Source organism: Acinetobacter sp. ME22, assembly GCF_022012315.1.
Taxonomy (GTDB): domain Bacteria; phylum Pseudomonadota; class Gammaproteobacteria; order Pseudomonadales; family Moraxellaceae; genus Acinetobacter; species Acinetobacter brisouii_A.
Genome location: NZ_JAKLTL010000001.1, coordinates 490,683 through 515,557 on the forward strand (window position 1 = coordinate 490,683; position 24,875 = coordinate 515,557).

The window sequence follows — 24,875 nt, forward strand, 5'->3', positions numbered from 1 at the left end:
CAACCTACCCCAAACCCACAAAATCACTGCAACCAGTGGGCAACACTCAAAGCAAGTGAGGTCAGCCAATGCAAGAATATATGATCAAAATTGTATCTGAGAAACCACCTAAAATCATGCTAGGTGAAAACATCGGTGGTGGCATTGTAAAAGAGTTAAAAGAAGTTGCTCAAGAACTGGTTACAGCATCACAACTTGCAGCCCTGTACAACCTTTCAGTCAACACGATCCGTGATAAGTTGGTCAGCATCAACCAAGGCACTACTGGCAAAGGCTTATATAACCCTCGCCTTGCCCATGAGCTTTTAACTCAAAAATCTAAAAAAGGCAGACCGAGAGCAAATTAGCTCTCACTGCTGTTAAACATTTCAACCAAATCCTGAGCATCTGGGTTGTAGTAAGTATTAATCAATATTCCAATCGTCTTGTGACCCGTAATTTTCGCTAAAACTTCAACAGGCAATTTCCGAACTTTGACCATACGTGTAATGGCTTCATGTCGTGTATCGTGAAAATTAATATGCGGTAAATTGACCTCTTCACGCATTCGAATCCATGTTCTTTTAAATGTTTTGACCTTAACAGGGACTAAAACATCATTTTCAGGTGGCAATAAAGACAATAGCCTTTTGGCTTCAGCCGACAGCGGTACATTTCGAGATTCGCCGTTTTTAGTCATAGGTAAATGAATAAAACCTTCACGTATATCTGCCCTACGCATTGACAATATTTCACCCTGCCGCATAGCCGTTTCTAAGGCAAATAAAAATGCCCAGCCAACATAATGAAGCATATATTTAGGTGCTGTTTGGTTGTCCCATTTCGACCTTGCAAAAATTGCCTGCTGATCGTCTTCACTAATACGCTGATTTCTTGGCTTACCCTTCGATGGCTTAGATACCGTCTGCCATACATTGGACTCAATCAAAAATAGCTCTTTTTGTGCATAACTGAAGATAGCCGAAAACATCGCAAATTCACGGAGTACAGTGCTGCTTTGTACCTCAAGCAAACGCTTATTACGCCATTTCACAATATCATTTGGATGAAAGTCATGAATCGACTGTGTTGCAAGATGCCCAAGGATCCTATCGAGATTGTCTAACTTACTGCGTATCACATAGTTAGATCTAAGCTTGCTGCCATGTTCAGCATAATATTGTTCACAGAGCTGATGGCACGGAAAACTGGGCTTGATTCCATTTTCAACTTGGGTCTTTCCTGTTTTGAGTTCAAGCAGTTTTAGTGCTGCCCATTGCTCACATTCTTTAGGCGTATCACGAGTGACCGAGTAGCGTTTCTTGTCATAAGTCACCGTAATACGCCAAGTATGACCTCGTTGAATCGGTTTAGGTATCTTCATTTTTTGGTGCAGATTTGGTGTAGATTTTTTCTAATAATACTTATTTTATAATAAAAATGCTCAAAATTATTACCATTTGGCTGCGATACAAATGAAAAAAAGACCTAGTATAATCTCAATAAATTATACTAAGTCTTTGATAGTAAATGTATTACTTAGCTGCTTGAGCTTCAGTTGTAATATTTACAGTAATTGTGTCGCCTACATTTGGCACATAGTTAGCAATACCAAAATCTGAACGTTTGAAGCTAGTTGTTGCATTAAAGCCAACAGCTTCAGCCTTAGTCATTGGGTGAACACCTTGTTTATTTAATACTGCTTTTAAAACAACAGGTTTGGTAATACCTTTAACCGTTAAGTTACCTGTAATTTTAAAATGTTTTTTATCTTTAGTTTCAACTTTTGTGCTGACAAACGTGATATTTGGATATTTCGCTGCATTGAACCAGCCATCTTCTTGGAACTCTTTATCCAAAGCAGGAACATTTGTATTTACACTACTTACAGGAATGGTCACATTCACTGAAGAATTTGCAGGTTTTGCATTATCAACATTAATCACACCTTGAATATCTGAGAAATTTGCACTTGGTGTAGAGAAACCAAAGTGATTCCATGAAAATACTGTTGCTGTATGCGTTGGATCGATTTTGTACGCAACAGGTGCTGCTACTGTAATTGAGCTTGCTACTGCAACGGCTAAACCAAGAGATAATGCTTTAAAGTTCATTCTGTTTGTCTCGTAAACCAAATAAGTTATATGAGCATTTTAAACTTTCACCCAAAGATTACACTGTTATAGATAAGACGTTTTGTTGCATTGATGCAACAATCTTAGTTTATCTAAATTCAACTTTTGAATTTAGAAATAGGATAATTAAAATTATGGTTTTTTTGGATGATTTCATGCAATCGATGTTTACTCATGGCTTTATAAAATAACCACCCCTGAATAAATCCATCTGAGGTTTTACTCAATAAATAATTAAATTGCTCGATCGTTTCAACGCCTTCAAAAACAATCGGATGGTGATTCTCTTGTGCTAAAGATAAAATCGCATCTAAAATATTTTCCCAATATTGATTACTGGTAAAATGCCGAATAAACATTCGATCAATTTTAATTAAATTAAATGATAATCCTGATAATGAAGATAAATTAGAATTCCCCGTTCCAAAGTCATCTAAACTCACTCGACAACCAATATTTTTTATTTGTTGAATTTTATATTCCAAATCTTTAATATCAATATTTACCCGTTCAGTAATTTCAAAAACAATTTGATTAGGTCGAATATCATAAGCTTTTATTTTCTGCTTGGCATAATCTACAAAACCTTCTGTAGTTAAATCACTCTTTCCTAAATTAATACTTAATGAAAAATGTGGATCTAGCCTTAGATAATGCAAACAATCCCCCAATGCATAATTTAAAACCTGTTTGGTAATTTCTCCATCAATATTGGCTTTTTCTGCAATACCAATAAACAATTCAGGTGAAACTTGCCCGTATTTCTTGTCTTTCCAGCGTACAAGCGCTTCAACGCCCGAAATACGCTGACTCTTCATCTCAACAATTGGCTGATATTCCACATAAATTTTATTTTTTCGTATCGCTCGCTTTAAACGATTAGATAAAGCACCTTGCCACCCCCAAGCATAACGAAATAAATAAGTCAGAATAACACCAACAAACCACCCCATAAAAGCAATACTCAGCACAATAAAGCTAGGCAGACGAGCTAAACCTGCATTATTACTTTCAATAGAAACACAGAAAAAACTATCCTTTAAACAGCTTCTTGTGTGTAAATGCTGAAAGGGTAAATATGACCAAATACGATCTGAAAAATGTTGCGTTTCAAAGAAAATATATTTTGAATCGGGTGTCGTTAAATGTATTGTATATTTATGTGCTAGGGAAGTAATGCTTTCAAATGCATACGGTGCGGTGACCGCAACAATATCTTGCTTCGTTGTTAGATTTCCAGTGGCATGAAAGGGTAAATACTGACCTATATTTCTGATTTTTTTATAGCCATTTTGATCAATAAAACCCGGCTGAGCAAGGGATTGTGTTTTTTTAAATTGTTCACCCCACATGGCTGAACATACGATTCGATTATTTTTAACGACAGCAATATCATTTACAAAATGCTTATTCCAAAGAATCATATGCATTTTAGTAATATTAGATTTAGAGCAATCATGAATATCTGAAGCAATTGCCTCATCAATAGATTGTTTTAACTGAATCGAAATACGTTGAGCCAGAACTAAAATTTCTTGCGCATATTGATCAATATTTCGCCTTACCATAAAATAACAAAAGACCTGTGTGAGATATAAAAATAAGATTGCCATGAATAATCCCATGACAATTGGCAAAATTTGCGCTCTGCTCTCTTTAATTAAATCTCTCATTCCACATTGCTCAAGCAATAAACATATACATTACAACCAAGATCTAAAATGATTTTTATACCCTAGATAGACTAAACATCATTTTATCTTATAAAAAACCATCTGATTATTAATCAAAAAAAATAGATTTATCAATTATTTCTTTTTGTTTTTTTTAAACAAAGTCACATATCATTCAAAATTATAAGTAATTTTCACGGTATTATTTACTTTTGTAACGCATGGTAAAAAAAATGATCATTATATTAACCAAATCATAATATATTTAATATTTATAAAATAACCTACTGTTTTATTTACGATTATTATAAAAATCACGATATTGGAGTAAATTGATAATTTTACAAGATAAAAAGATTTTTTTGTCCGCATTTTGCTAATTTACAGCATACTTTATTTAGAAAAATTAAATTTTTTCAGTTAATTGATAGATAAAATTACATAATCATTGTTATAACATCTATTCTATAAGGTTAATTTTTTAAATTTATACAAAGCAGATTGTCATCTGCTTTGAGACTACCGTGATCACGAAATTAAAAAAAAGATAAACTTTGTTCTAACTCTGCTTGATTAATATTATGCCCAAGATCATTAAATATGTTAAGTGAAATTGGAAAACCTGCCTGTTCTAATTGATATGCAGCATCAACCGATGCTGAGATAGGAATGACCTGATCTTGCTGTCCATGCATTAAATGAATTTTTGGTTTATAACTCAGATTTTTCTCAATTGGACTTGCCAAACGCCCAGAAAAACCCATTATTCCTGCAACAGCCCAACGCCCAGACACGACCGCATCTAAAGCCATGATTGTACCTTGAGAAAAACCGCATAACATCACTTGATCCAAATGATCTTCAAGTTGGTGAGTTTGGATAATTGCCTGAATGGTTTCATCAAATGCCTGACGGGCTTGTTGAATGCGTTCAAAGCGATTGGCTTCGGTCACACCATAAATACTAAACCATTGAAATGCATCAGAACTATGCATAAAAGTTTCAGGCGCATTGGGCATTGCAATTTTTAGTTCAGGATAATGATGTTGCCAAAATTGACCTATCGATTGTAAATCTTGACCGCAACTTCCAACACCATGTAATAATATGACCAATTTAATTTGCATAATTTTCATTCCTAGAGTGGAAAATCAAGTTGTGGCCCCACAGGTACAATTCCAAGTGGATTCAAAGATTTAATGGAGTAATAACCTTGTTTTATATGTTCCATATTCACAGTCTGTGCAATTTTTGGCAAAGCTAAAATTGCCTTTACATAACGTGATAAGTGAGGATATTGGCATAACTGTTTGATATTACACTTAAATAATCCATGATATGCCACATCAAAACGAATCAGTGTCACAAACAAGCGAATATCTGTTTCAGTAAAGTGATCACCAAATAAATAATGTGAATAAGCCAGACGTTGCTCTAAATGTTCAAGCATGGCAAATACATCCATGACTGCATGTTCATAGGCAATTTGAGTCGTTGCAAACCCAGCTCGATACACACCATTATTGAGTTTTTGATAAATTTCAGCATTTAAATCATCAATTTCTGCCTGTAAATGAATCGGATATAAATCATAATGGGCATCAGCTAACTCACCAAATCCCTGATTCAACATACGGACAATATCTGCTGATTCATTATTCACAATTGTTTGACGTTTTTTATCCCAAAGTACGGGTACGGTCGCTCGTCCTGTAAATTGTAGATCTGCAAGTGTATAAATTTCATGCATATACGTTTTATGATTGATATCATCAGTATCAGCAGAAAACTCATGCCCAAAGCGCCAACCAAAGTCGGTTAATTTTGGCTCAACCACAGAAACAGAAATGATATCGCTTAAACCTTTTAGCTCTCGTGCAATCAATGTCCGTGAAGCCCAAGGACAAATCAAGGCAATATAAACATGATAACGACCTTTTTCTGCCTGAAAGCCAGCCTCCCCCGTGACACCTGCTTGCCCGTCAGAGGTAATCCAATGACGAAAACTTGAAGTTTGGCGAACAAATCCACCCTCTTGATCCGTTGCTTGTACAGGTTGCCAGTTTTCAACCCATTGTCCATTGACTAACATATTATTAATCCTATAAAAAAAACCGTAAAACACAGCGTTATACGGTTTTTAAATCTTTTATGATTTGAAAGATGCTTTTAAGTGATATGGGCCATCGCCAATTAAAGCAAGACTGATTAAACCAATAATCCAAAATGCTGGGTATTCCCATCCACCATTGGCATTGGTAAACCAAAAACCTGCTGCTCCATGTACGGTAAAAATCGCCCCAAGTAAAACTGGAATTAAAGCTAAAGCAGCTAAACGAGGCTTAAAACCAAGCAAAAGTGCGATTGCACCTAAAACTTCCCATGTTATGGTGACATAAGCCATCCAGCCCGGAACCCCAACAGACTCAAAGAATTTAGCAGTGCCTGCGGGTGTAAATACAAAAAATTTTAGCCCTGCATGTGCAAAGAATAAAATTGCGAGGCTAATTCGTAATAATAAAGCTGCATAAGGTGCAGTACTTGCAGTATTCGTATTCATGCTCATTTCCTTCAACAATGACGTTATGGAAATAGCATAATTATTTTTAATCTGTAGATTAATCCCAGAATAAGCAAAATATTATTTCCAATTTGGAAATAATATCTCATCCGATTACTCAGGTTTTGTGGCAAAGATCAACCTTATGTATGCGTTAAAGATCCCATTCGGAATGATGCTGATAATATTCTTTAAGGAAATCGATAAGACGTCTCACTTTATTGGCTAAATGCCGAGAAGGTGGATATACCGCATATAACCCACTGCTTTTAATCTGATAATTTGGCATCAACCGTATCAGTTTCTGGGTTTGTAATGACTCACCACAAATAAATGCAGGGATACGGCAAATGCCTAAACCTGCTAATGCAGCCGTGTGACACGCTTCAGTATTTGCAAAATGAATTCGCCCTTGAATTTGAACACTTTCCTGCTGCTCAGGCTGTCGAGTTGCTTCAAAGCGCCATAACTCAGGTTCTTTAAAATTTCGGTCAATAATACATTGGTGCTGTAATAAATCTATAGGCTGTTCAGGTAAACACCGATTCTCTAAATACTGTGGTGCGGCAACCAACATAATATGAATATCTAAAAGATGTCTTGCAATTAAATTACTGTCTTTTAAAAAACCTATTCGAATAGCGACATCAAAACCTTCATCAATCACATTCACAACACGATCAGTAAAACTGACATCCAATTCAATCTCAGGATATAACTGGGCAAATTCAACCAAGGCATGACTCAATTGATGCACACCAAAAGAGTGAGGCGCACTAATTTTAATACGACCACTAGGTGTCTGGGACTGATTCTTTACACTGGTTTCCAATACATCAAACTCAGCAACCAGTTGTTTTATCTGTAAATAATAAGCATGTCCAATTTCTGTGGTACGCACTGAGCGAGTTGAACGATGTAAAAGTTGTACACCCAATTCATTTTCCAAACGAGCGATCAACTTTGAGGCCTGCGCTACACTCGTCAAACGCTGCTCTGCCGCTTTAGCAAAGCTACCTTGTTCAATCACTGCAATCAGCATGCGGTTACATTCTAAACGATCCATACTTTAATTTATCCAAGTAAAATTAGATTGCAGAGTGCAAATATTCGGCTTCATCATTTAACAAATGTTGCATTTATTCAACAATGTTTGATATTCATGAATTTGAAGCTTTGCTAATATCATCTTAATAATAATGACAAGTATCCGATATTGATATGATGAAACTAAATGATCTTTATACGGGCTTTAACAACTTTCAGGACGTCGGCAAAGCTGTTTTAAGCTTTTTACATCAGCATTTAGGCTTTGAACTGTGGATGATTACGCGAGTCGATAATGAAGACTGGATCGTCTTACAAAGTGAAGATCATGGCTATGATGTACATCCAGGTGCGGTTTTTCGTTGGTCAGACTCTTTTTGTTCACATATGGTCTTAGGTGAAACACCAACAATTGCGCCAGACTCAGAAAAAATTCCACTTTATAAAACTGCCCCTATTGCACAGCAAGTAAAAATCCGAGCTTATATTGGTCAACCTTTATGGGATCAAAATGGTGAATTATTTGGGACACTCTGTGCAATTGATCCCAATATCAAAGATGACTCTTTATTTAATGCTCAAGCCATGATTGAGCTATTGGCAAACTTATTGAGCTATGTTTTACAAGCCGAGCTAAGAGAAAGTGAACTCAAGCGCCAGTATGAACGTCTTGAAGCTGAAGTCTTAAAAGATCATTTAACAGGCATCTACAATCGACGTGGTTGGGATTATTTACTTGAAGCAGAAGAAGAACGCTGCAAATCTTATGGGCATTCTGCAGCAGTTTTAGTTATTGACCTCAATGATCTTAAAAAAACCAACGACCAATTTGGGCATGATGTTGGAGATCAGCTGATCAAACACACTGCTGATATTTTGGCAGGTTCAGTTCGTGAAGGCGATATTGTCGCACGCCTTGGTGGAGATGAATTTGGCGTGATCTGCATTCAAATTGATTTTTCATCGACTGTGCTACTGCTGAAACAGATTCTACAAAATCTAAAATGCCATCAGATCAGTGCAGCAATTGGCTTTTCAATGCGTCACCCTTCTCAGGACTTACATCAGGCTTGTGTAGATGCAGACAAAGACATGTATCAACACAAGGATCATCTACACAAATGAAAACATTCAGGTAAATTTTAATGATTTACCCGAATGTTTTGAGAATAAAAATCTAAAAACTAACTTTCGATCACTTTGTAAATTTTACGACTTGCTTCACTTTGAAATAAAAGTTCAATGGTTGGTAAAATCCGTTCACCATAGATTTCAATAAAATCAACTTTTTGCTCTAAGGAATAATCATCACCATGTTCACCATCGGCCAATTCTTTTAACACTGCTTTCGCCATGTGATGCACATCAAATTGATCCTTGACATGAATATGAATCGTTCTCATTGTTCAATCCCTCATCCTGATTGATGATTTTTTATACCACACTTTTCGCAAATGAGAATTTTTTTTAATTGTTAAAATTTTTCGCATTGTGCTGATTTTGTAAGTATCTTCAGCATACGAGCGTTATACAAAATGTACGGAAGATAAAATGGCAGCACTAACTAAGCAAATACATTCAGAAATTTCAATACTCGCGCCTATTGTATCTCCAGTGATACCACCTAAACGGCGTACAAATAGATGACGTAAGTAAAATAAAGTACAACAAAAAATGAGTACGACCACGGCGATACGATCATTAAACATAGCAGCAGAAGTAAGACCCACAACTAAAATTGACCATAATATTTTACGTGGTAAATATTCAAGTAGCCCAGATCCCAGACCTTTTTGTCGAACATATTGGCAAGTTAAAAATAAAAATAAAACTGCAAAACGCCCCAACACAGGCAATACAATCAACCAATATAATTGTCGGGTCTGTAATAGCGTTTCTAATGCAACACATTTGAGCAATAAGACTAAAACCAAACTCAGAACACCGATTGGTCCACATTGTGGATCTTTCATAATGGTCAGTGTTCGCTCACGATCACCATACCCTCCAACCCAAGCATCGGCAGTATCGGCTAGACCATCAAGGTGCAAACCACCCGTCAACCCTACCCAAACACTCACCACCAAACCACTTATCAACAAAGTTGAACTATGTAAACTCAATAATCCACAAGCCAAAAAATACAATAAGCCCCCCAACAAGCCTCCAATCACAGGATAAAAAATGAGTGAATAGGCATTTTGCTGAGGAGTCGGCAAGGATTTTAACTGAATAGGAAAGATCGTTAAAAACTGTAAAGCAATCCAGAATGGCATCATTCTTGAATCTCTTGAAGCTGTAGCTTGCTTGAAACACTAAATCTGATCATATGGGCTAACTCTGCTGGCATGCTGAGCAGCCGATTGAGAGCGTGTTGATGAGCAATACAGCGTAACCACTTAATCACACCGCCATGACTAATCAACAGAACGCTATGCCATTTTTGCTGCTCAGCCTGTATGATCAACTGATGTAGTCCCAACTCTAAGCGCTGTTGAAACTGTAATAAATTTTCACCTTGTGGTGCGGCATATTGGCAGGGATCTTGCCAAAACTGACCCAATAATTCTGGTTCAGTTTCATGGATATGCTGCACGGTTTTTCCTTCCCAGCGACCAAAATAAAGTTCTTTAAATTCAGGCATCTCGATCAAAGGACAGCCCAGCTGTTGCTGAATTTTCTGTGCAAATAAAGAACAACGCTGTAATGGTGAGCTGACAATAGCATCCCAAACAGAATGCTCTTTAAGATGTTGATCTATGGTATTTTGCATCTGCTGCCAACCCTGCAAGGTAAGCGCATCATCCAGATGCCCTCGCAAGGTATGTCCTTGCTCAGTTTGACCATGCCTTAACACATCCAGTTGCAACATCTATTGCTTTTCACCTATCACGTCAGCTTGTTGAAAAGTTGCCATTTCATTATGTAATGCACATGCCATTTTCAAAATTCCCACGGCAACACCTGCACCACTCCCCTCACCTAAACGCAGATTGAGCTGTAAGATCGGTTGTGCATGAAGTTCTTTTAAAATACGACGATGCCCATATTCGGCAGATTGGTGTCCAAATAACATCCACGCGCGTACTTTAGGCTGAATTTGTACGGCAATTAATGCCGCCACAGAACTAATAAAACCATCTATCAGCATCGGAATCCCAACTTGCGCACAATGTAAATATGCACCAACCATTGCAGCAATTTCAAAACCACCCACTGCCGCTAAAATCTTGATCGGATCACCATCTACATGAGGACGGTGTAATTCTATAGCACGTTGGATCACCTGTTTCTTATGCTGTAACTTGGCATGATCAATTCCCGTACCAACGCCTGTCAGCACATCAGCCGATTCATTCAAAATTAAACATGCCAAAGCTGATGCTGAACAGGTATTGCCAATGCCCATTTCTCCTGCAATAAATAAATTGCTCTTGTGTTCGGCAGCCTGATCTACACTATTTTTACCAATGGTCATCGCAGCAATACACTGCGGCTCAGTCATTGCCACCGTTTCTACAAAATTTTGTGTTCCTGAAGCGATTGGATGTTGCTGTACCCCTTGATAATCATAAGCTTCCCCCACTGTGCCACAGTCAATTACTTGTAGGTGTGCATGATATTGCTTTGCAATCACACTAATGGATGCACCACCTGTAGTAAAATTATGTAGCATTTGACGAGTCACAGCTTGTGGATACGCTGAAATATTTTCCTGCATTACACCATGATCACCTGCAAACAAACTGATCCAAAGATGATCCACATTGGGCTGCTCAGTACGTTGTAAGCCTGCGAGTGTAATAGCGATTTCTTCTAAGTCACCCAAAGCACCTGTTGGTTTTGTGAGTTGAGCTTGTCGTTCTGTTGCTTTTTCTTGTGATACATGATCTAAATGGCGACAAGGCAATAACCACCAACTCATTATTCTACTCCTTTTAGTTGCATCGGAAATCCAGCAACGCAAAACACCACATGCTGGCACACTTGCCCCAAAGCCTGATGTAAACGTCCCGACTCATCCACAAAACGGCGCGTAATTTCACCCAATGGGATCACCCCAAGCCCCGTTTCATTACTTACCATGATGATTTCCGATTTTAATTTTGGTAATAATTCTAATAATTTCAAACATTCACGCCCCTGTAAATCAGGATCACTGGCCAATAGTAAATTACTCATCCAAATGGTTAAACAATCAACTAAAATAACCTGATGTTCCTGATCCAGTGCTGCAAGGCGGTCTGCCAAATAAATCGGCTCTTCAACCAATTGCCAGACATTTTGACAACGCTGCTGTTGATGATGAGCAATTCGTTGTGCCATTTCGTCATCAACTGCCTGCGCTGTTGCAATATAAATACGTGGTTTTTGTGTGTTTAATGCAAGTTGTTCTGCATAGCGGCTCTTTCCAGAACGTGCCCCACCCAAAACCAAATGCGATATCATGTCAGACTAACCTAAATAAAAACGATGATGGACACTCAACTGCCCTTGCAACTGACGTGCCTGATATGAACCAAACGTTAAATGTTGAAATTTAACTGTCCATACTTGTGTTGTTGTTTGATGAATTTGTTCTAAAATAGTATCAGCAGCAAATTCATCACGATATAAGCCCAAAGTCACATGTGGACAATAAATCATAGCATCAATTTCTTTGGCAACAGGCCAAAAACAGCGCCTTAACTGCAATAAAATATTATTTTCATCAATCACTTCCACAAATAAAGCACTTTGGAAGCTGCGAACTTTACCCAATTTTAATTCAAAACTGGATAATTTTAATTGTTCTAATAGCTGCATTTGTTGCTGGAGTTGCCGTTCATGAAAATGATCTGACAAATGCTGTAAATGAAATGGCGCTTGCCAAAAACCACACACAAATAACGTAATATGCCATTGGCGATGATTTGGCATATAAAGATAAGGTTCAAACTGCTGCTGTAAATCTTTTAGATACTGACCACAAGCACTATCCTCTATCTCTAAATACCAAAGGGAAAATTGATCGCGTCCTTTATGCCAATCTGAATAATCTGCATCCAAGCTTGCAAATGTGTGGCTATTGGGCTGTAAAAACATGACTAGAACTGAGCAATTCCTACATAGCGATATAAATCAGCAACACCTAGTTCCATTTGGTAAATGATAAAATGCTCAGCCTGAGCCTGTGTAATTTCATTAAAAATATTCAATTCTTGAGCATGAATTTCATCGACAGAATGTGCCAATCGCCCTTCAAATTCATCTGCAATATATTCAAAACCCAAGTCCATCGCAATAAAAGCGGTATGCTGACAGGGTTGTAAATACTGTTCTTCATCCCAGTTTAATACGGCATGTTGACAATAGGGGCAAATCACATTGGTTTGCTCGCCCCGAATTTCAATGAGTTGGTAATTCATAAAATATCAATTTTTTGCGGTAGCATAGTTTAAAATATTTTAAGATAAATAGCATTGAATGCTTTGAAGTTGGTTATAATTTTATCAAAAGAATGGGATATCTTTTAAGGAATCAACATGGCAACTTTAGACAAAGCCATCACATTTGCAACACGCAAACATACAGGACAAGTTGACAAAGCTGGACAACCTTACATTTTACACCCTCTGCGTCTCATGTTGAAAATGAAACATGAAACTCAGCAAATTGTCGCCGTATTACATGACGTCCTTGAAGATACCGATGCAACCATTGTGGATCTAATCTCTTTAGGGTTTTCTCAAGATGTCATAGATGCTGTCTGCGCCCTGACCAAAAAAGAAGGTGAAAGCCGAATTGAAGCAGCATGGCGTGCCGTTAAAAACCCAATTGCACGCGAAGTCAAACTTGCCGATGTTGCTGACAATATGGACATTAGCCGTATTACCCATCCGACTGAACGCGACTTTTTACGTTTAAAAGAATATCAACAAGTTCAGGAAATCCTGAAACACGGTATTTAAAACTTGTATCTGTTTATAAGAACGTATATTTTTTAGAGAATTTATCTCTCAGGTCAGCTCTGTAATGCTCAGCGATTTAGACGATTTTTATTGTTTTGCTTTAGTTGTTGAACACGGTGGTTTTAGTGCCGCAGAACGTGCAACCGATATTCCAAAATCCAAATTAAGTCGCCGTGTATACAATCTCGAAGAGCGTTTAGGTGTTCGACTGATTCAGCGTAGTTCACGACATTTTGCTGTCACTGATATTGGCATGAACATTTACCGCCATGCTCAAGTGATGATGAATGCTGCGCAGGCTGCTCATGATCTGATTGATCATTTAAGCGTTGAACCACGAGGAATTGTCAAAGTCAGTGTACCTGTTTCTGTTGCACAAAATGAATTTTCAAAAATACTGCCTAATTTTCTCAAACTCTATCCAGAGATTCGTCTACAGTTAATCGTCAGTAATCGTCGGGTAGATGTGATTAATGAAGGTGTCGATGTTGCCTTACGCGTGCGATCTAAAATTGATGATGACCCCGGTCTGATCGTTCGAAAATTTGACCGACATGAACAGCATTTATTTGCCAGTCAAGCTTACCTGAATCAATATGGCGACCTGAAAACACCCGATGATTTGGCACATCATAAAGTCCTCAGTATGGTGGATGAACATGCCGATCAATTTATGATTTTACATAATCAACAAAATCAACCCAGTAAGATTAAAATCAATCCAACAGTCATGGGTTCTGACTTAATGTTACTCTGCCAATTGGCTCGCCAAAATTGTGGAATTGCATTACTTCCAGATTCTATTACTGCGGACTATATTCAAACAGGTGAATTGGTTCGTGTTTTACCTGAGTGGAAAGCACCACATGGTATCTTGCATGCTGTTTATCCTTCTCGTCGTGGGATCTTGCCTGCCGTAAGAGTCTTTATCGACTACCTTGTTGAACATCTCAAATCAAATGATGATCTTGAACACTTCTGAGCAATACAGGCTTACAGCAAATATATTGAACTTTAATATAATGTTGCCAGATCTTCATTATTTACACTTAATATCTTGATAAATTAGCCACATATAAAGTATCGGATACACTTTTATATCTGAATAGAAGATGTGGATTGAGATATAAAGTGCATGATTAAGATGATATTTTCAAAATAAAGATGAATGTCGCTTAGGCGCATTATTTTTATTCATGATAAATACACAAACAAAATGAAATGAGGAGAACTCTTGTGAAAACCCAATTGATGGCAATCACACTGGCAATTACTACAGCATTATCTGCAGGCGCTGCTTTTGCAAACCCAAATGATGATCATCGTGGCGGTCCACAGCAACAGCAACCGAATGATCATCGTGGTGGTCAACAAGGCCCTCAAAACAATAATCGTCATGATGCACCTCAACAACGTGGTCAAGACAATCATGCTCCACGTTATCAACAAAGTCCGCAAGCATATCGCCATGATATGCCTCGTCCAGGTCAAGAATGGCGTAAAGGCGGTCGTGTCCCAGCAAAATTCCGTGGCGCAAGCTACCAAGTGAATGACTGGCGTTCTCGTGACCTTCCTGCTCCACCACGTGGACACCGTTGGGTTCGCGTAAATGGTGACTATGTTCTTGTTGCTGTTGCAACAGGTGTCATCGCACAAATCTTACTTGGCGGTCACTAAGTTCTAAAAAAGAAAGTACCTTGTGAAAGGTGCTTTCTTTATTCAAACATGTTCAATTGTGGAGATAATTTGATCATTTTTTCTTTCGGGACATGCTGACAGATAAACTCCTCTACAGGAAAGCCTTCCACAAAAGGTTGAATATTTGGATTTTTCCAATTCAACCACGCTTGTAAATGTTGCTGAGGAATGACGATCACTGAACGTTTTACATCGCCAGGTTCATGAAAATCCCTCATCATTGGATGATCTATCGCATTCATAGTCAGCATTGAAGCAGAACGAATAATCTGTTGATCTATTTTTGCGATTTCATATAAAGCAGCAATAAAAAAAGCACGACCATCTTGACGTCGTACACCCCAGCGCTGTGGCTTATTTTCAATATATTTGCTTTCATAAAATTCGGTCACAGGAATCACACCAAATTTATATTTAAGCGCTGAAGCCTGAAAACTGGGTTTTTGTAGAATAGTTTCATGTCGAGCATTATAGGTACGCTTTGCAATACCCAAATCTGTTGCCCATTTAGGAACTAAACCAAACATCACTTCACGCCATTCCATTTGCTGCTCAGCTTGGAACAGTAAAGGACACATTCCCATAGGATAAACTTCATCCGCATAAGAAAAACCGATATTGGGTAGATGTAATTGCTGTAACTGCAATAAAGTTAAAGGCTTAAAATTAGCACACATCTTTATGTCAAAAAATTTATGTTCACTTCTAATTATCAGCTAAAAATGTGTATTTTTCTAATTGACCATCATCCAAATCAATTCGATATGAGCGGCTAAGTACAATGCTGACAGTAAACCTATGTTATCGAGGCATTGGAAATTGCCACGACAAAACTTATTTCTACCGCAGCATTCTTTGGTAATTGACTGACCCCAACCGATGTCCGTGTATGTTTGCCTACATTTAAACCAAAAACTTCATACAGAATCTCAGAAGTGCCATCTGCAACTTCACTTTGTTGAGTAAAGTCAGCGGCAGAATGAACAAAAATATTCACCTGCAAAATCTTTTGAATAATTTTCAAGCAACCATAATGCTGTTTTAATATCGCCAAAGCACGCATAGTGCTAATACGTGCAGCAAGTTGTGCTTGAATAAGATTCACCTCTTGCCCAACTTTCCCTGTAACCTGAACAATATCACCTACTCGAGGAATTTGCCCACTAATATAAGCCAAACCCTGATGTTCGATGAGCGAAGTATATTTACCACCAATTTTAATTTCAGAGAAATCAAACCCCAGTTTTTCAGCAGCCTGATCAAAACAAATATCACAATCAATCATTTAAATTATCCTTATAAAACATTATTTTATACTTTAATTTTAGCCAAAATAGATCAATACTGAACCCTAAAGATTCATCTCGACTGTTATTTTGACTATACCCTGAAAATTATTTTTATAGCGAATTTTCGATATATCAGACTGGAAGACAAACTGAGAAATATTCATTTTTATTTGATATCAATGCTATTGGATCATCTTTTGATTTGCTGTATTCTTGATCTGCATCGGTTGATTTATCATCAAAACACCATATCATCACATTTCTATAAAATCCCCTCCAATTTCCAATAATGAATTTTACTCACTTTTTATTGAATTAATATCATTTTTATTCATGTCATGAATCGGGTATAAATGACTTCATTGAAGAAATTTAGATTTAATCTCAAAAATTAGGATGACAATCACCATGACTAAAGAGTTTGCATGTTCAATCAAACGCATTCGTTTTGATGAAAACTATCAACCAGCAGATAGCACACGTTTAACCACTAACTTTGCTAACTTAGCGCGTGGTGAGAGCCGTGAGCAGAATCTACGTAATACGCTTCGCATGATTAACAATCGTTTTAATGCTTTGGCACAAACTGACAATCCAAACGGTGATCGTTATTCACTTGAAATTGATATCATTTCTGCGGATTTAGATATTGAAGGCAATGGTAAAACTTTCCCGATTATCGAAATGTTGAAAAGCACGATTACCGATCATCATACCAATCAGCGTATTGAAGGCATGATCGGCAATAGCTTCTCATCTTATGTGCGTGACTACGATTTTAGCGTGTTATTAAAAGAACATAATAAAGAGAACTCAACCTCTTATGCACCTGAAGGTTTTGGAGATTTACACGGCAAGCTTTATCAGTACCTTGTGAACTCTGATACCTTTAAAGCTGAGTTTAATCAACAACCTGTGATTTGTTTGAGTGTTTCAACCGCACGTAAATATTACCGTACCACCAATGAGCATCCTATTTTGGGTGTTGAGTATAAGCAAGATCAGTACTCACGTACCGATGAGTATTTCCACAAAATGGGCTTACAGGTTCGCTTCTTTATGCCAAAAGGCAGTGTTGCACCTTTAGCATTCTATTTTGCGGGTGATTTACTGCGTGATTACACCGATTTTGAATTGATCAGTGCGATTAGCACCATGGAAACATTCCAAAAGATTTATCGTCCTGAAATTTACAATGCCAACTCATCAGCAGCGCAAGTGTATCAGGCAAGTTTAGAGTACCCAGATTACTCATTGACTCGTATTGTCTATGACCGTGTTGAGCGTGGTCAGCTTGCGGTGAAACAAGGTAAATGGACGGAAGAAAACTTTATCAAGCCATATCAAGACATTCTTGAACAATGGGCTGAAAACTATAACGTAGAGCGTAACGCTGCTTAATTGAACCGAAACAGAATTTAGAGATAGAAGATTTAAAATGGCAATTTTATTACCAACATCAACGGCTGGCAGCTTACCGAAACCATCTTGGCTGGCAGAGCCTGAAAAACTTTGGTCACCTTGGAAACTTGAAGGCGAGCAACTGCTTGAAGCGAAACAAGATGCTTTACGTTTGTCATTGCAAGAACAGCAACACGCAGGTATTGATATTGTTTCTGATGGTGAACAAACTCGCCAACATTTTGTGACGACTTTTATTGAACATCTTGACGGTGTTGATTTTGAAAAACGTGAAACGGTACGTATCCGTAATCGTTATGATGCAAGCGTTCCCTCTGTTGTGGGTGCAGTGTCTCGTCAAAAGCCTGTGTTTGTGGAGGATGCCAAGTTTTTACGCAGCCAAACCACACAACCCATTAAATGGGCGCTTCCTGGCCCAATGACCATGATCGACACTTTGTATGATGGTCATTACAAAAGCCGTGAAAAACTGGCTTGGGAATTTGCCAAAATCTTGAACCAAGAAGCTTTAGAGTTAGAAGCGGCTGGCGTGGATATCATTCAATTTGATGAACCTGCGTTTAATGTGTTCTTTGATGAAGTGAATGACTGGGGCGTGGCAACTTTAGAACGCGCACTTGAAGGTTTAAAGTGTGAAACTGCAGTTCATATTTGCTATGGTTATGGCATTAAAGCTAATACCGATTGGAAAAAGACTTTAGGTTCAGAATGGCGTCAGTACGAAGAAGCCTTCCCTAAACTGCAACAATCTAAAATCGACATCGTTTCACTTGAATGCCAAAACTCTCGTGTACCGATGGATTTGATTGAATTGATTCGTGGTAAAAAAGTCATGGTCGGTGCGATTGATGTTGCAACCAATACCATTGAAACTGCTGAAGAAGTCGCGAATACGTTACGTAAAGCACTTCAGTTTGTGGATGCAGATAAGCTTTATCCTTCAACCAACTGTGGTATGGCACCTTTGGCACGTGAAGTAGCACGCGGCAAGCTACAGACGCTCAGTGCAGGTGCTGAAATTATTCGTAAAGAGCTTGCAGGCCAATAATTGCGCGTGTGATCACTTCGGGCTGACCTATTGAATGAAATAAGATTTAAAATTGTCATTCAGAAGGTCACCCGACCTTAATTCAAAATGAGTAGTGTTCTCTTGAGAGCACCTTCAGATGATGTGCCTATGTGACTGAATCGCGTGGTATAGCTAATCTCAACAAAAAGTTACGGTTCAAATTTAGGAACAAAATGATGATTGAAGCAGCAGACTTTCGAAATGCAATGTCGTTTTTAACCAGTGCAGTCAGTGTCGTCACCACAGCAGACATGTCTGATCGTTATGGATTTACAGCTTCTGCGGTGTGTAGTGTGACAGATACGCCACCGACATTATTGGTTTGCATGAATAAAGCTTCTAGTTCACATTCACATTTTGTTAAAAATAAGATCTTAACAGTCAATGTGTTAAGTGCGCAGCAGGAACATCTTTCCAAAGCCTTTTCATCTAAAATGACTGCGGAAGAACGCTTTCAGCAAGGTGTCTGGACAGAACTAGAAACAGGCGCACCTGTATTAGAAGATGCGTTAGTCAATTTTGATTGTGAAATTGATCAAATTCAGGAAGTGGGTACACATACTGTATTTATGTGTCGCATTGTTGCGATTCAACAAGGTCAGCAAGAGCAAAGTTTAGTTTATTTTAACCGCGCTTATCACCATGTTGGATTAACAGAAATTGCTTAAAATTTCAGATTAGAAAATTCTATAGTCAACAGCTCACACTAGGTGAGCTGTGTTCAACAAAGTTAAAATCAGGCATTAGCTGAAATCAATAGGATTTTAAATAGATCTGTTTTTGACCCTCAGTAAAATTATCTAAAGATTGTGCCCAGCTTTCTTGAGGCCACCACAATTCAGCACGATTCGACATCGGGTAATACACTGCCGAATATAATGTGCCATAACCACTCAACCATTTGTCTTGATATAACGGTTTAGACAACATGGTTTGAATCATGTCCTGTGAACTGACCGCATAAGGTAATTTATGCTGCAAGGCATTTAATCGCTCTACAGCATGGGTTGCCTCAGCATGTTGTGGCCACTCGACTTGATGCTGAAAATTTGAAGTTGCTGCCTGATACACCACTTCAGTCGGACGATCGGGGTTTACAAATACCGTTGCCCACTGATTCGAACGATCCAACAGCGTAATGTTATAAGACATATGTACGGGAATACGTTTTAAAATATCAACCGCTTCCGAAACATTTTCTGCAACTTCTAACAGGTATCGAACAACCAGCGGAACACCAAAGCCCACACCTGAAACTGTCCGCCCGCCAAAGGATAAAGAAGCCGATAATCCTGATTCATTCATTCCATCTAGCGCGCCCCATAAACAGTCGCTCATTGCCAAAACTTGCTGACCTGACCAGCAGCTTTTCCACCAATTGCCTTCTAAAAGAACAGGGGCAAAGTCATAATTTCGGATCAGCATCGGTTCTTCATATTGCTTGGGGTCAAACCATATCCCTTGGGTACATCCTGCAATGTAAGGTGGTGGACACCACAACGATAAAAATCGTGATTCCACATCGCCGCCCCCTGACAGCTCGATCAGACGTTCCCAAACAGGCACTAATTCTGGCATATAAGTGCGCAATACTTTTCGGCATTCTAAATAACTCGGGCGTCCAGTCACACCACTGCGTAAAAACCATGCACGATAGCCAGGCCAAAGGCGGTTAAAAACCTCCTGCCATTTTTGATCAGGTAACTTTTCTGACAACGTCTGAAATTGCAGTTCAATCGACATGATGCTTCCTATAAAATCTTGAATGCTCCTGGCTCAGGAACCATATGATGATGGGTCGTTGCGATCGGCTTGCCTGCATAATAACCTTTGATTCCGCGAATCCAGTCACGCGCACGCAGATTCAGCTTAAAGTTATTATCCATTGAACGTCCACGCATAATCAGAATACCTAAATCAGCGCCTTCATATCTAAAATCACCAGGCCCAGTAATACGCAAGAAAAATGCCTCGCGCTCGGTATCAATCGCTCTTCGGTCATAGTCAAAGCGTTGATAAGAGACTGCGCCATCTTCACTCATTCGGTAAATGCCTGTCGGTGGCGCATGAGTAACCTGATCAACTTTGTCTTCGGTAAATTTAATAACGACTTGCGACCACGAATCAATAAAATGTGGTTGCGCCCAGCGTTCATTAATTTCTTTGACATTTAAGTCAAATGGTACACCTGAGAATTCAAGTAAGTGAAATAAAAATAATGGCGCATCGGCATAGGCAAATGCAGCATGGTTGGTCATTGGACTCGCCCCACAAATGCGTGGGTTTAATTCACCTAAATAAACTTCATCTGTATCGACATCAATCAGGAAATCCAGATCGAAATAGCCGCGATATCCTTCATTGAGCAGTTGATTACCAAATTTTTCTGCCATATCACGAGCTTTGGCACGAATACTTTCAGAAAAAGCCCCTTGGAAAATTTCATTGCCACACCAGCCGCCTTTATATGGGGTCAGCTCTCGCGCACCAACCACTTCGGTCAATAATGGCCCCACCAATGTGCCTGACTGGGTTGCACAAGCTTCTAAAGTCGCCCCACGACAATTAATTCGCTTCATGACCTTAACTTCAGGGTCATTAATAATTTCATCTTTATGTTTGTCAAAATCATGTTGATTGGCAATAAAAAAGGTCGTGTGCCCCGAATCACCAAAAGCCGTTTGAATCACCAAGTCATTGCCTAAACCATATTCTTTGGAAATTTGCAGTAAATGCTCATAACTGTCGACTTTGACCAAAGCATTTGGAACCGAATAGACACCAGCCTTGTTGCCAATGCGCACGGTTTCCATTTTATTGTCACAACGTTGGCGTAAAGCTGCAGGTGGGAACCAAATATCTAAACCAATTTCTTCTGCCAATTCTTCTGTTTTTTCATCGAACATCAAAAAAGTGCCGACAGGATTGCCCCCGCGACGTTCAATTAAATCCACTACATCTTTATGCTGTAATAAATAATTATTGATGTCTTCTATTGATTGAAATTCTTCGTGTGGGGTTTCTTGAGGAACAAATACATTGGGATGGCGACCATCAAAACAGTCAATATAGTTAATATAACGAAAACGGTTGACCCAACGATCTATTCCAAGCAGGTTAAAGTTTGTGGCACTAATAAAGTAGATTGGTCGTTCATTTCGATGAAACATCAACAACATATCTGAAATGCTAGTCACTTTATTACTTTTATTCATAGGTTCTTCCTTTATTGTGTGCCTTTTTGGGGGGTAAATGCTTTGCCAAAAGTATCGAAGCAAAGTCATGATGGATAATTGACGTTGAATACTCATTCTTTTGAGTCCTCTAAACCTGATTGCCGAGTGAACCGTCAATTCGACAATCAGGTGAACCTATCTAAAACGTCAGTACAGACTTTGCTTGACTTCATTTGTTATAAGATCATGAGTGAAAATCAGGATTTCACTCGGGTTTTGTCAGTGGCCCTAATGAATCCAAATATGAAAATTCAGGGTTTTCTTTTTGATAAACAGTGAAATTACAATCACGGTCTCTAAAACTTTTAAGTGGCTGACCAAGAGTTCGTAAACCGCGACGACGTTCTCGTCTGACTCGCTCAAGGTCAACTTCAATTGGAATAATTTCTGCACTCGATTCAGACTGATGCAGCACATAACCTGAAGGATCAACCACAATCGACTTGCCGACACCACCATCGCCTACGCCATTAATGTCGATAAAGTACACCTGATTTTGTGCTGCAGAAGCGCGAGCAATCGCCAGTTCAATATCACGATCAATGGTATCTGTCATGGTTGGATGCAAAATTACTTCAGCGCCCATGGCAACCAATGTCCGTGTCGTTTCTGGGAACCACATGTCATAACAAATGGAAACTCCAAAACGTCCAACATCAGGTACGTCAAAAACGCAAAATTCTGTACCCGCTTCAATATTTTTTTCGTATGGACGAAACGGAAATAGTTTCCGATAACGTGTCACGATATATCCTTCAGGATTGATCACAGATAAAGTGTTATATACTTTGCTGCTTTCATCTGCGCCCTCTACACGTTCAAACATCGAACCTGAAATCAGCCATAGGCCTGTTTCACGGGCAAGTTCAGTCAGTTGAATTTCGGTTTGACTTGGAAAAACTTCAGCAGTGCTATGTTTTGGACCTAAAGGTGCAAGTTCAGAGAACATGACCATTTTTACCCATGGATAACGCATACGGATATAGCGCATATAGTTACCCATTTGTTCAACATTACTTGCAAATGCAGAAACCTGCATTTGAACACCAGCGATACCAAAAAGACTATTTGACATGAAATCCTCCTGTTCTAACTTCCCAAAAATACATCTTCAAAATCTAAATAAAAGCCAGATTTCATCACTCAAACAAGGGGTATCGTTTACAGCAATCAGACTAGAATCTAAGAAATAATAACGATAAGTCTCACCCGAAAAATTTAATATATGTATTTAAAATATATGATAAAAATTTTTCAAAATCCTCATCTTAAATCAATTTCCTATGTCTAAATTTGTCCTCTCAGGTTGTTTCAAACAAGTGCCAATTTCTGAAATTGACAAGGAGCCAATTTATAAAATTTTAAAGTTTTTTTGCCCAAAATATTTCTATAATGGGCTGGGTTTAATGATTTTATTTTCTGAAAATATTGGACAGAGCTTAAATCGTGATTTGTCCTCATAATCATCAACTATAATGATGGCAAAACTTAATCTATATAAACTGACAAATGATGTGAGAAGCACCTTAACTTAAAGCACTAAAAGCAAACAAAAATTAGAGTTAAAAATTTGATATAAAATAATTTTTATCAAAATTAATAAAGTGTATTGCGATAGCTAAATACTCCTCTTTTCAGAGCAGATCTGTTGATAGCTATTTTTACCCAGTGGAAATTCTTTGTTAAAATTTGGGGTATTATCGATAAAACAACCCCATCCACCTGCATTTGGGGATACGGTGATAAGTTTTCCTTCTATGGTAGCGAGTGCATCGTCAGATAGCTGCCCCAATGTCAAGTTGATATTCACCATTTCTTCAGTAATTGCTCCAGCATTGAGCCAGTATAGTTTAGCGACTTGATACATCGACTATAGCTGATTATCACTCATCGGTTTTATGCCATTGTCTATATCTCATGCAGTCTGTAACAATAGCTGTGGCAAACTGCTAGTATTATGTACCCAAAGCCCCGAACGGCTAATAAAATAAGTGTGATAATCAGCGACTTCAAAGTTATAGACCGTACGGGTAAAGGGAATATATTGATTGTATTCATCTTTGAGCTGATTTGTACATTCATTGAGATAAGATTCCCCAACGCCATTTAATTCATATTTACTAATGTCATATACATAACCTATAGATTTATACTCCTCCTCAGTCACATCAAAGTCTGGTTTGACATCACCATACAAGTAATCTTGCTCGTAGTCTTCATAATAATATTTTTGATACCAGTATAGGTCAGGGTTGACCTCAGCTTCTCCTACTGCTTGATATTTATAAACAGGTTGGGCTCGTTGCACACTGTACATAACCCCATGTTGATTGACCGCAACTTCATAGCGTTGTAACTCATCAACTCGTTTCCACTGTGGCTGTTCATAAAACACCACTACATCATCCTGTATTATTCCTATTATCCAAATTGGATGATTTGGTGTTACCAAAAATTCAATTTCACGTGATGCGGATTTATATTGTTTATAATCCAACATATTGCCCTGTTGATCTTCTAACTTGACTATCTTAATCGTTTCAACTAGCCATATAGGTTTATCATGATAAATAAAAACTTGATTAACTAATTTATATTCTGTTTCACCAACGCCATTTTCAGGTTTAGAAAGTACCTTATCACCTACCTTAACATTCTGTATTGCCGTCAGCGACTTTTTATCTTTACCTTCGATAATTACAGTTTTACCACCCACAAAACATCCTAGCGAATTTTGCTCCATATATTGACTGACACTTTCAATCACTGATTGCCATACTTCCTCGCCGATGATGCCTTTATCTTGAGCTTGTTGA

The 24,875-nt window shown here is 38.3% G+C and carries 28 protein-coding genes and 1 pseudogene; 8 read left to right on the forward strand and 21 right to left on the reverse strand.

All coding sequences use genetic code 11. The features are described from left to right. Window positions 1–68 precede the first annotated feature (68 nt). Entirely contained in the window at window positions 69–347 is a 279-nt protein-coding gene (locus LVY74_RS02515) for a DNA-binding protein (protein WP_237813704.1), read from the forward strand. Here the strand turns inward: LVY74_RS02515 and LVY74_RS02520 are convergent. From LVY74_RS02520 to LVY74_RS02550, 7 genes are all read right to left on the reverse strand, one after another. After that, complete coding sequence (locus LVY74_RS02520) at window positions 344–1,363, reverse strand: site-specific integrase (protein WP_237813705.1); 1,020 nt, start codon at window positions 1,361–1,363, stop codon at window positions 344–346. The two genes, LVY74_RS02515 and LVY74_RS02520, sit on opposite strands and share 4 nt — an antisense overlap. Window positions 1,364–1,514: 151 nt before the next feature. Then, on the reverse strand, window positions 1,515–2,093 hold the full coding sequence (locus LVY74_RS02525) for a YceI family protein (RefSeq protein ID WP_151710844.1): 579 nt from the start codon (window positions 2,091–2,093) through the stop codon (window positions 1,515–1,517). A 119-nt stretch (window positions 2,094–2,212) separates the two neighbouring features. Then, the gene (locus LVY74_RS02530; RefSeq protein ID WP_237813706.1) at window positions 2,213–3,787 is read right to left on the reverse strand and encodes an EAL domain-containing protein; all 1,575 of its coding nucleotides are present in this window, start codon (window positions 3,785–3,787) and stop codon (window positions 2,213–2,215) included. Window positions 3,788–4,323: 536 nt separating this feature from the next. After that, on the reverse strand, window positions 4,324–4,914 hold the full coding sequence (locus tag LVY74_RS02535; protein WP_237813707.1) for an alpha/beta hydrolase: 591 nt from the start codon (window positions 4,912–4,914) through the stop codon (window positions 4,324–4,326). An 11-nt stretch (window positions 4,915–4,925) separates the two neighbouring features. After that, on the reverse strand, window positions 4,926–5,879 hold the full coding sequence (locus LVY74_RS02540; RefSeq protein WP_237813708.1) for a glutathione S-transferase family protein: 954 nt from the start codon (window positions 5,877–5,879) through the stop codon (window positions 4,926–4,928). 57 nt (window positions 5,880–5,936) lie between these two features. Next, a complete protein-coding gene (locus LVY74_RS02545; protein ID WP_237813709.1) occupies window positions 5,937–6,347 on the reverse strand; it encodes a DoxX family protein in 411 nt (136 codons plus the stop codon). A gap of 154 nt (window positions 6,348–6,501) precedes the next feature. After that, complete coding sequence (locus LVY74_RS02550) at window positions 6,502–7,413, reverse strand: LysR family transcriptional regulator (protein ID WP_237813710.1); 912 nt, start codon at window positions 7,411–7,413, stop codon at window positions 6,502–6,504. Between the two features lie 155 nt (window positions 7,414–7,568). On the opposite strand from LVY74_RS02550, the gene LVY74_RS02555 reads away from it, so the two are divergent. After that, the gene (locus LVY74_RS02555; protein ID WP_237813711.1) at window positions 7,569–8,519 is read left to right on the forward strand and encodes a sensor domain-containing diguanylate cyclase; all 951 of its coding nucleotides are present in this window, start codon (window positions 7,569–7,571) and stop codon (window positions 8,517–8,519) included. 59 nt (window positions 8,520–8,578) lie between these two features. Here LVY74_RS02555 and LVY74_RS02560 read toward each other — a convergent pair whose 3' ends face one another. The 7 genes from LVY74_RS02560 to LVY74_RS02590 all read right to left on the reverse strand — a co-directional run bounded on the left by LVY74_RS02560 (window position 8,579) and on the right by LVY74_RS02590 (window position 12,802). Then, entirely contained in the window at window positions 8,579–8,797 is a 219-nt protein-coding gene (locus LVY74_RS02560) for a hypothetical protein (protein ID WP_151777328.1), read from the reverse strand. Window positions 8,798–8,920: 123 nt separating this feature from the next. Next, entirely contained in the window at window positions 8,921–9,673 is a 753-nt protein-coding gene (locus LVY74_RS02565) for an adenosylcobinamide-GDP ribazoletransferase (RefSeq protein WP_237813712.1), read from the reverse strand. Beyond that, entirely contained in the window at window positions 9,670–10,266 is a 597-nt protein-coding gene (locus LVY74_RS02570) for a histidine phosphatase family protein (protein WP_237813713.1), read from the reverse strand. The genes LVY74_RS02565 and LVY74_RS02570 overlap by 4 nt, the downstream gene beginning before the upstream one ends. Further along, window positions 10,267–11,319, reverse strand: a complete 1,053-nt coding sequence (cobT, locus tag LVY74_RS02575) for a nicotinate-nucleotide--dimethylbenzimidazole phosphoribosyltransferase (protein ID WP_237813714.1) — start codon at window positions 11,317–11,319, stop codon at window positions 10,267–10,269. Then, on the reverse strand, window positions 11,319–11,840 hold the full coding sequence (gene cobU / locus LVY74_RS02580; protein ID WP_237813736.1) for a bifunctional adenosylcobinamide kinase/adenosylcobinamide-phosphate guanylyltransferase: 522 nt from the start codon (window positions 11,838–11,840) through the stop codon (window positions 11,319–11,321). Before cobU ends, cobT begins: the two co-directional genes overlap by 1 nt. Before the next feature lie 9 nt (window positions 11,841–11,849). Further along, window positions 11,850–12,479 carry a 2'-5' RNA ligase family protein gene (locus LVY74_RS02585; protein ID WP_151777332.1) on the reverse strand — a complete coding sequence of 210 codons (630 nt, stop codon included), beginning with the start codon at window positions 12,477–12,479 and terminating at the stop codon, window positions 11,850–11,852. A gap of 2 nt (window positions 12,480–12,481) precedes the next feature. Continuing rightward, window positions 12,482–12,802, reverse strand: a complete 321-nt coding sequence (locus LVY74_RS02590; protein ID WP_237813715.1) for a hypothetical protein — start codon at window positions 12,800–12,802, stop codon at window positions 12,482–12,484. A gap of 117 nt (window positions 12,803–12,919) precedes the next feature. On the opposite strand from LVY74_RS02590, the gene LVY74_RS02595 reads away from it, so the two are divergent. From LVY74_RS02595 to LVY74_RS02605, 3 genes are all read left to right on the forward strand, one after another. Next, window positions 12,920–13,345 carry an HD domain-containing protein gene (locus tag LVY74_RS02595; RefSeq protein ID WP_151710837.1) on the forward strand — a complete coding sequence of 142 codons (426 nt, stop codon included), beginning with the start codon at window positions 12,920–12,922 and terminating at the stop codon, window positions 13,343–13,345. A gap of 64 nt (window positions 13,346–13,409) precedes the next feature. Then, window positions 13,410–14,327: a LysR family transcriptional regulator gene (locus LVY74_RS02600; RefSeq protein WP_151710836.1), complete on the forward strand. Its 918-nt coding sequence runs from the start codon at window positions 13,410–13,412 to the stop codon at window positions 14,325–14,327. Window positions 14,328–14,581: 254 nt separating this feature from the next. Continuing rightward, on the forward strand, window positions 14,582–15,022 hold the full coding sequence (locus LVY74_RS02605) for an RcnB family protein (RefSeq protein ID WP_237813716.1): 441 nt from the start codon (window positions 14,582–14,584) through the stop codon (window positions 15,020–15,022). Between the two features lie 38 nt (window positions 15,023–15,060). On the opposite strand, the gene LVY74_RS02610 is transcribed toward LVY74_RS02605, so the two are convergent. Beyond that, the gene (locus LVY74_RS02610; RefSeq protein WP_237813717.1) at window positions 15,061–15,720 is read right to left on the reverse strand and encodes an SOS response-associated peptidase family protein; all 660 of its coding nucleotides are present in this window, start codon (window positions 15,718–15,720) and stop codon (window positions 15,061–15,063) included. 119 nt (window positions 15,721–15,839) lie between these two features. Next, window positions 15,840–16,328: a RidA family protein gene (locus LVY74_RS02615; RefSeq protein WP_237813718.1), complete on the reverse strand. Its 489-nt coding sequence runs from the start codon at window positions 16,326–16,328 to the stop codon at window positions 15,840–15,842. Window positions 16,329–16,740: 412 nt separating this feature from the next. Here LVY74_RS02615 and LVY74_RS02620 point away from each other — a divergent pair, with 412 nt between their 5' ends. The 3 genes from LVY74_RS02620 (at window position 16,741) to LVY74_RS02630 (ending at window position 19,491) form a co-directional block, all read left to right on the forward strand. Beyond that, the gene (locus LVY74_RS02620; RefSeq protein WP_237813719.1) at window positions 16,741–17,733 is read left to right on the forward strand and encodes a DUF1852 domain-containing protein; all 993 of its coding nucleotides are present in this window, start codon (window positions 16,741–16,743) and stop codon (window positions 17,731–17,733) included. Window positions 17,734–17,770: 37 nt separating this feature from the next. Then, window positions 17,771–18,802 carry a methionine synthase gene (locus LVY74_RS02625; RefSeq protein WP_237813720.1) on the forward strand — a complete coding sequence of 344 codons (1,032 nt, stop codon included), beginning with the start codon at window positions 17,771–17,773 and terminating at the stop codon, window positions 18,800–18,802. 197 nt (window positions 18,803–18,999) lie between these two features. Next, window positions 19,000–19,491 (forward strand): flavin reductase, encoded by a 492-nt coding sequence (locus LVY74_RS02630; RefSeq protein WP_237813737.1) that lies wholly within the window; start codon window positions 19,000–19,002, stop codon window positions 19,489–19,491. 85 nt (window positions 19,492–19,576) lie between these two features. Here LVY74_RS02630 and LVY74_RS02635 read toward each other — a convergent pair whose 3' ends face one another. The 5 genes and pseudogenes from LVY74_RS02635 to LVY74_RS02655 form a co-directional block, all read right to left on the reverse strand. Continuing rightward, window positions 19,577–20,566, reverse strand: coding sequence for a C45 family autoproteolytic acyltransferase/hydolase (locus LVY74_RS02635; RefSeq protein WP_237813721.1), 990 nt, complete (start codon window positions 20,564–20,566; stop codon window positions 19,577–19,579). A gap of 8 nt (window positions 20,567–20,574) precedes the next feature. Further along, window positions 20,575–22,038, reverse strand: a complete 1,464-nt coding sequence (locus LVY74_RS02640) for a biotin carboxylase (RefSeq protein ID WP_237813722.1) — start codon at window positions 22,036–22,038, stop codon at window positions 20,575–20,577. Window positions 22,039–22,264: 226 nt separating this feature from the next. After that, window positions 22,265–23,134 (reverse strand): carbon-nitrogen hydrolase family protein, encoded by an 870-nt coding sequence (locus LVY74_RS02645; protein ID WP_237813723.1) that lies wholly within the window; start codon window positions 23,132–23,134, stop codon window positions 22,265–22,267. Window positions 23,135–23,677: 543 nt separating this feature from the next. Further along, a complete protein-coding gene (locus LVY74_RS02650) occupies window positions 23,678–23,926 on the reverse strand; it encodes a hypothetical protein (RefSeq protein WP_237813724.1) in 249 nt (82 codons plus the stop codon). A gap of 48 nt (window positions 23,927–23,974) precedes the next feature. Continuing rightward, window positions 23,975–24,875, reverse strand: a pseudogene (locus tag LVY74_RS02655) (hypothetical protein); the annotation flags it as partial.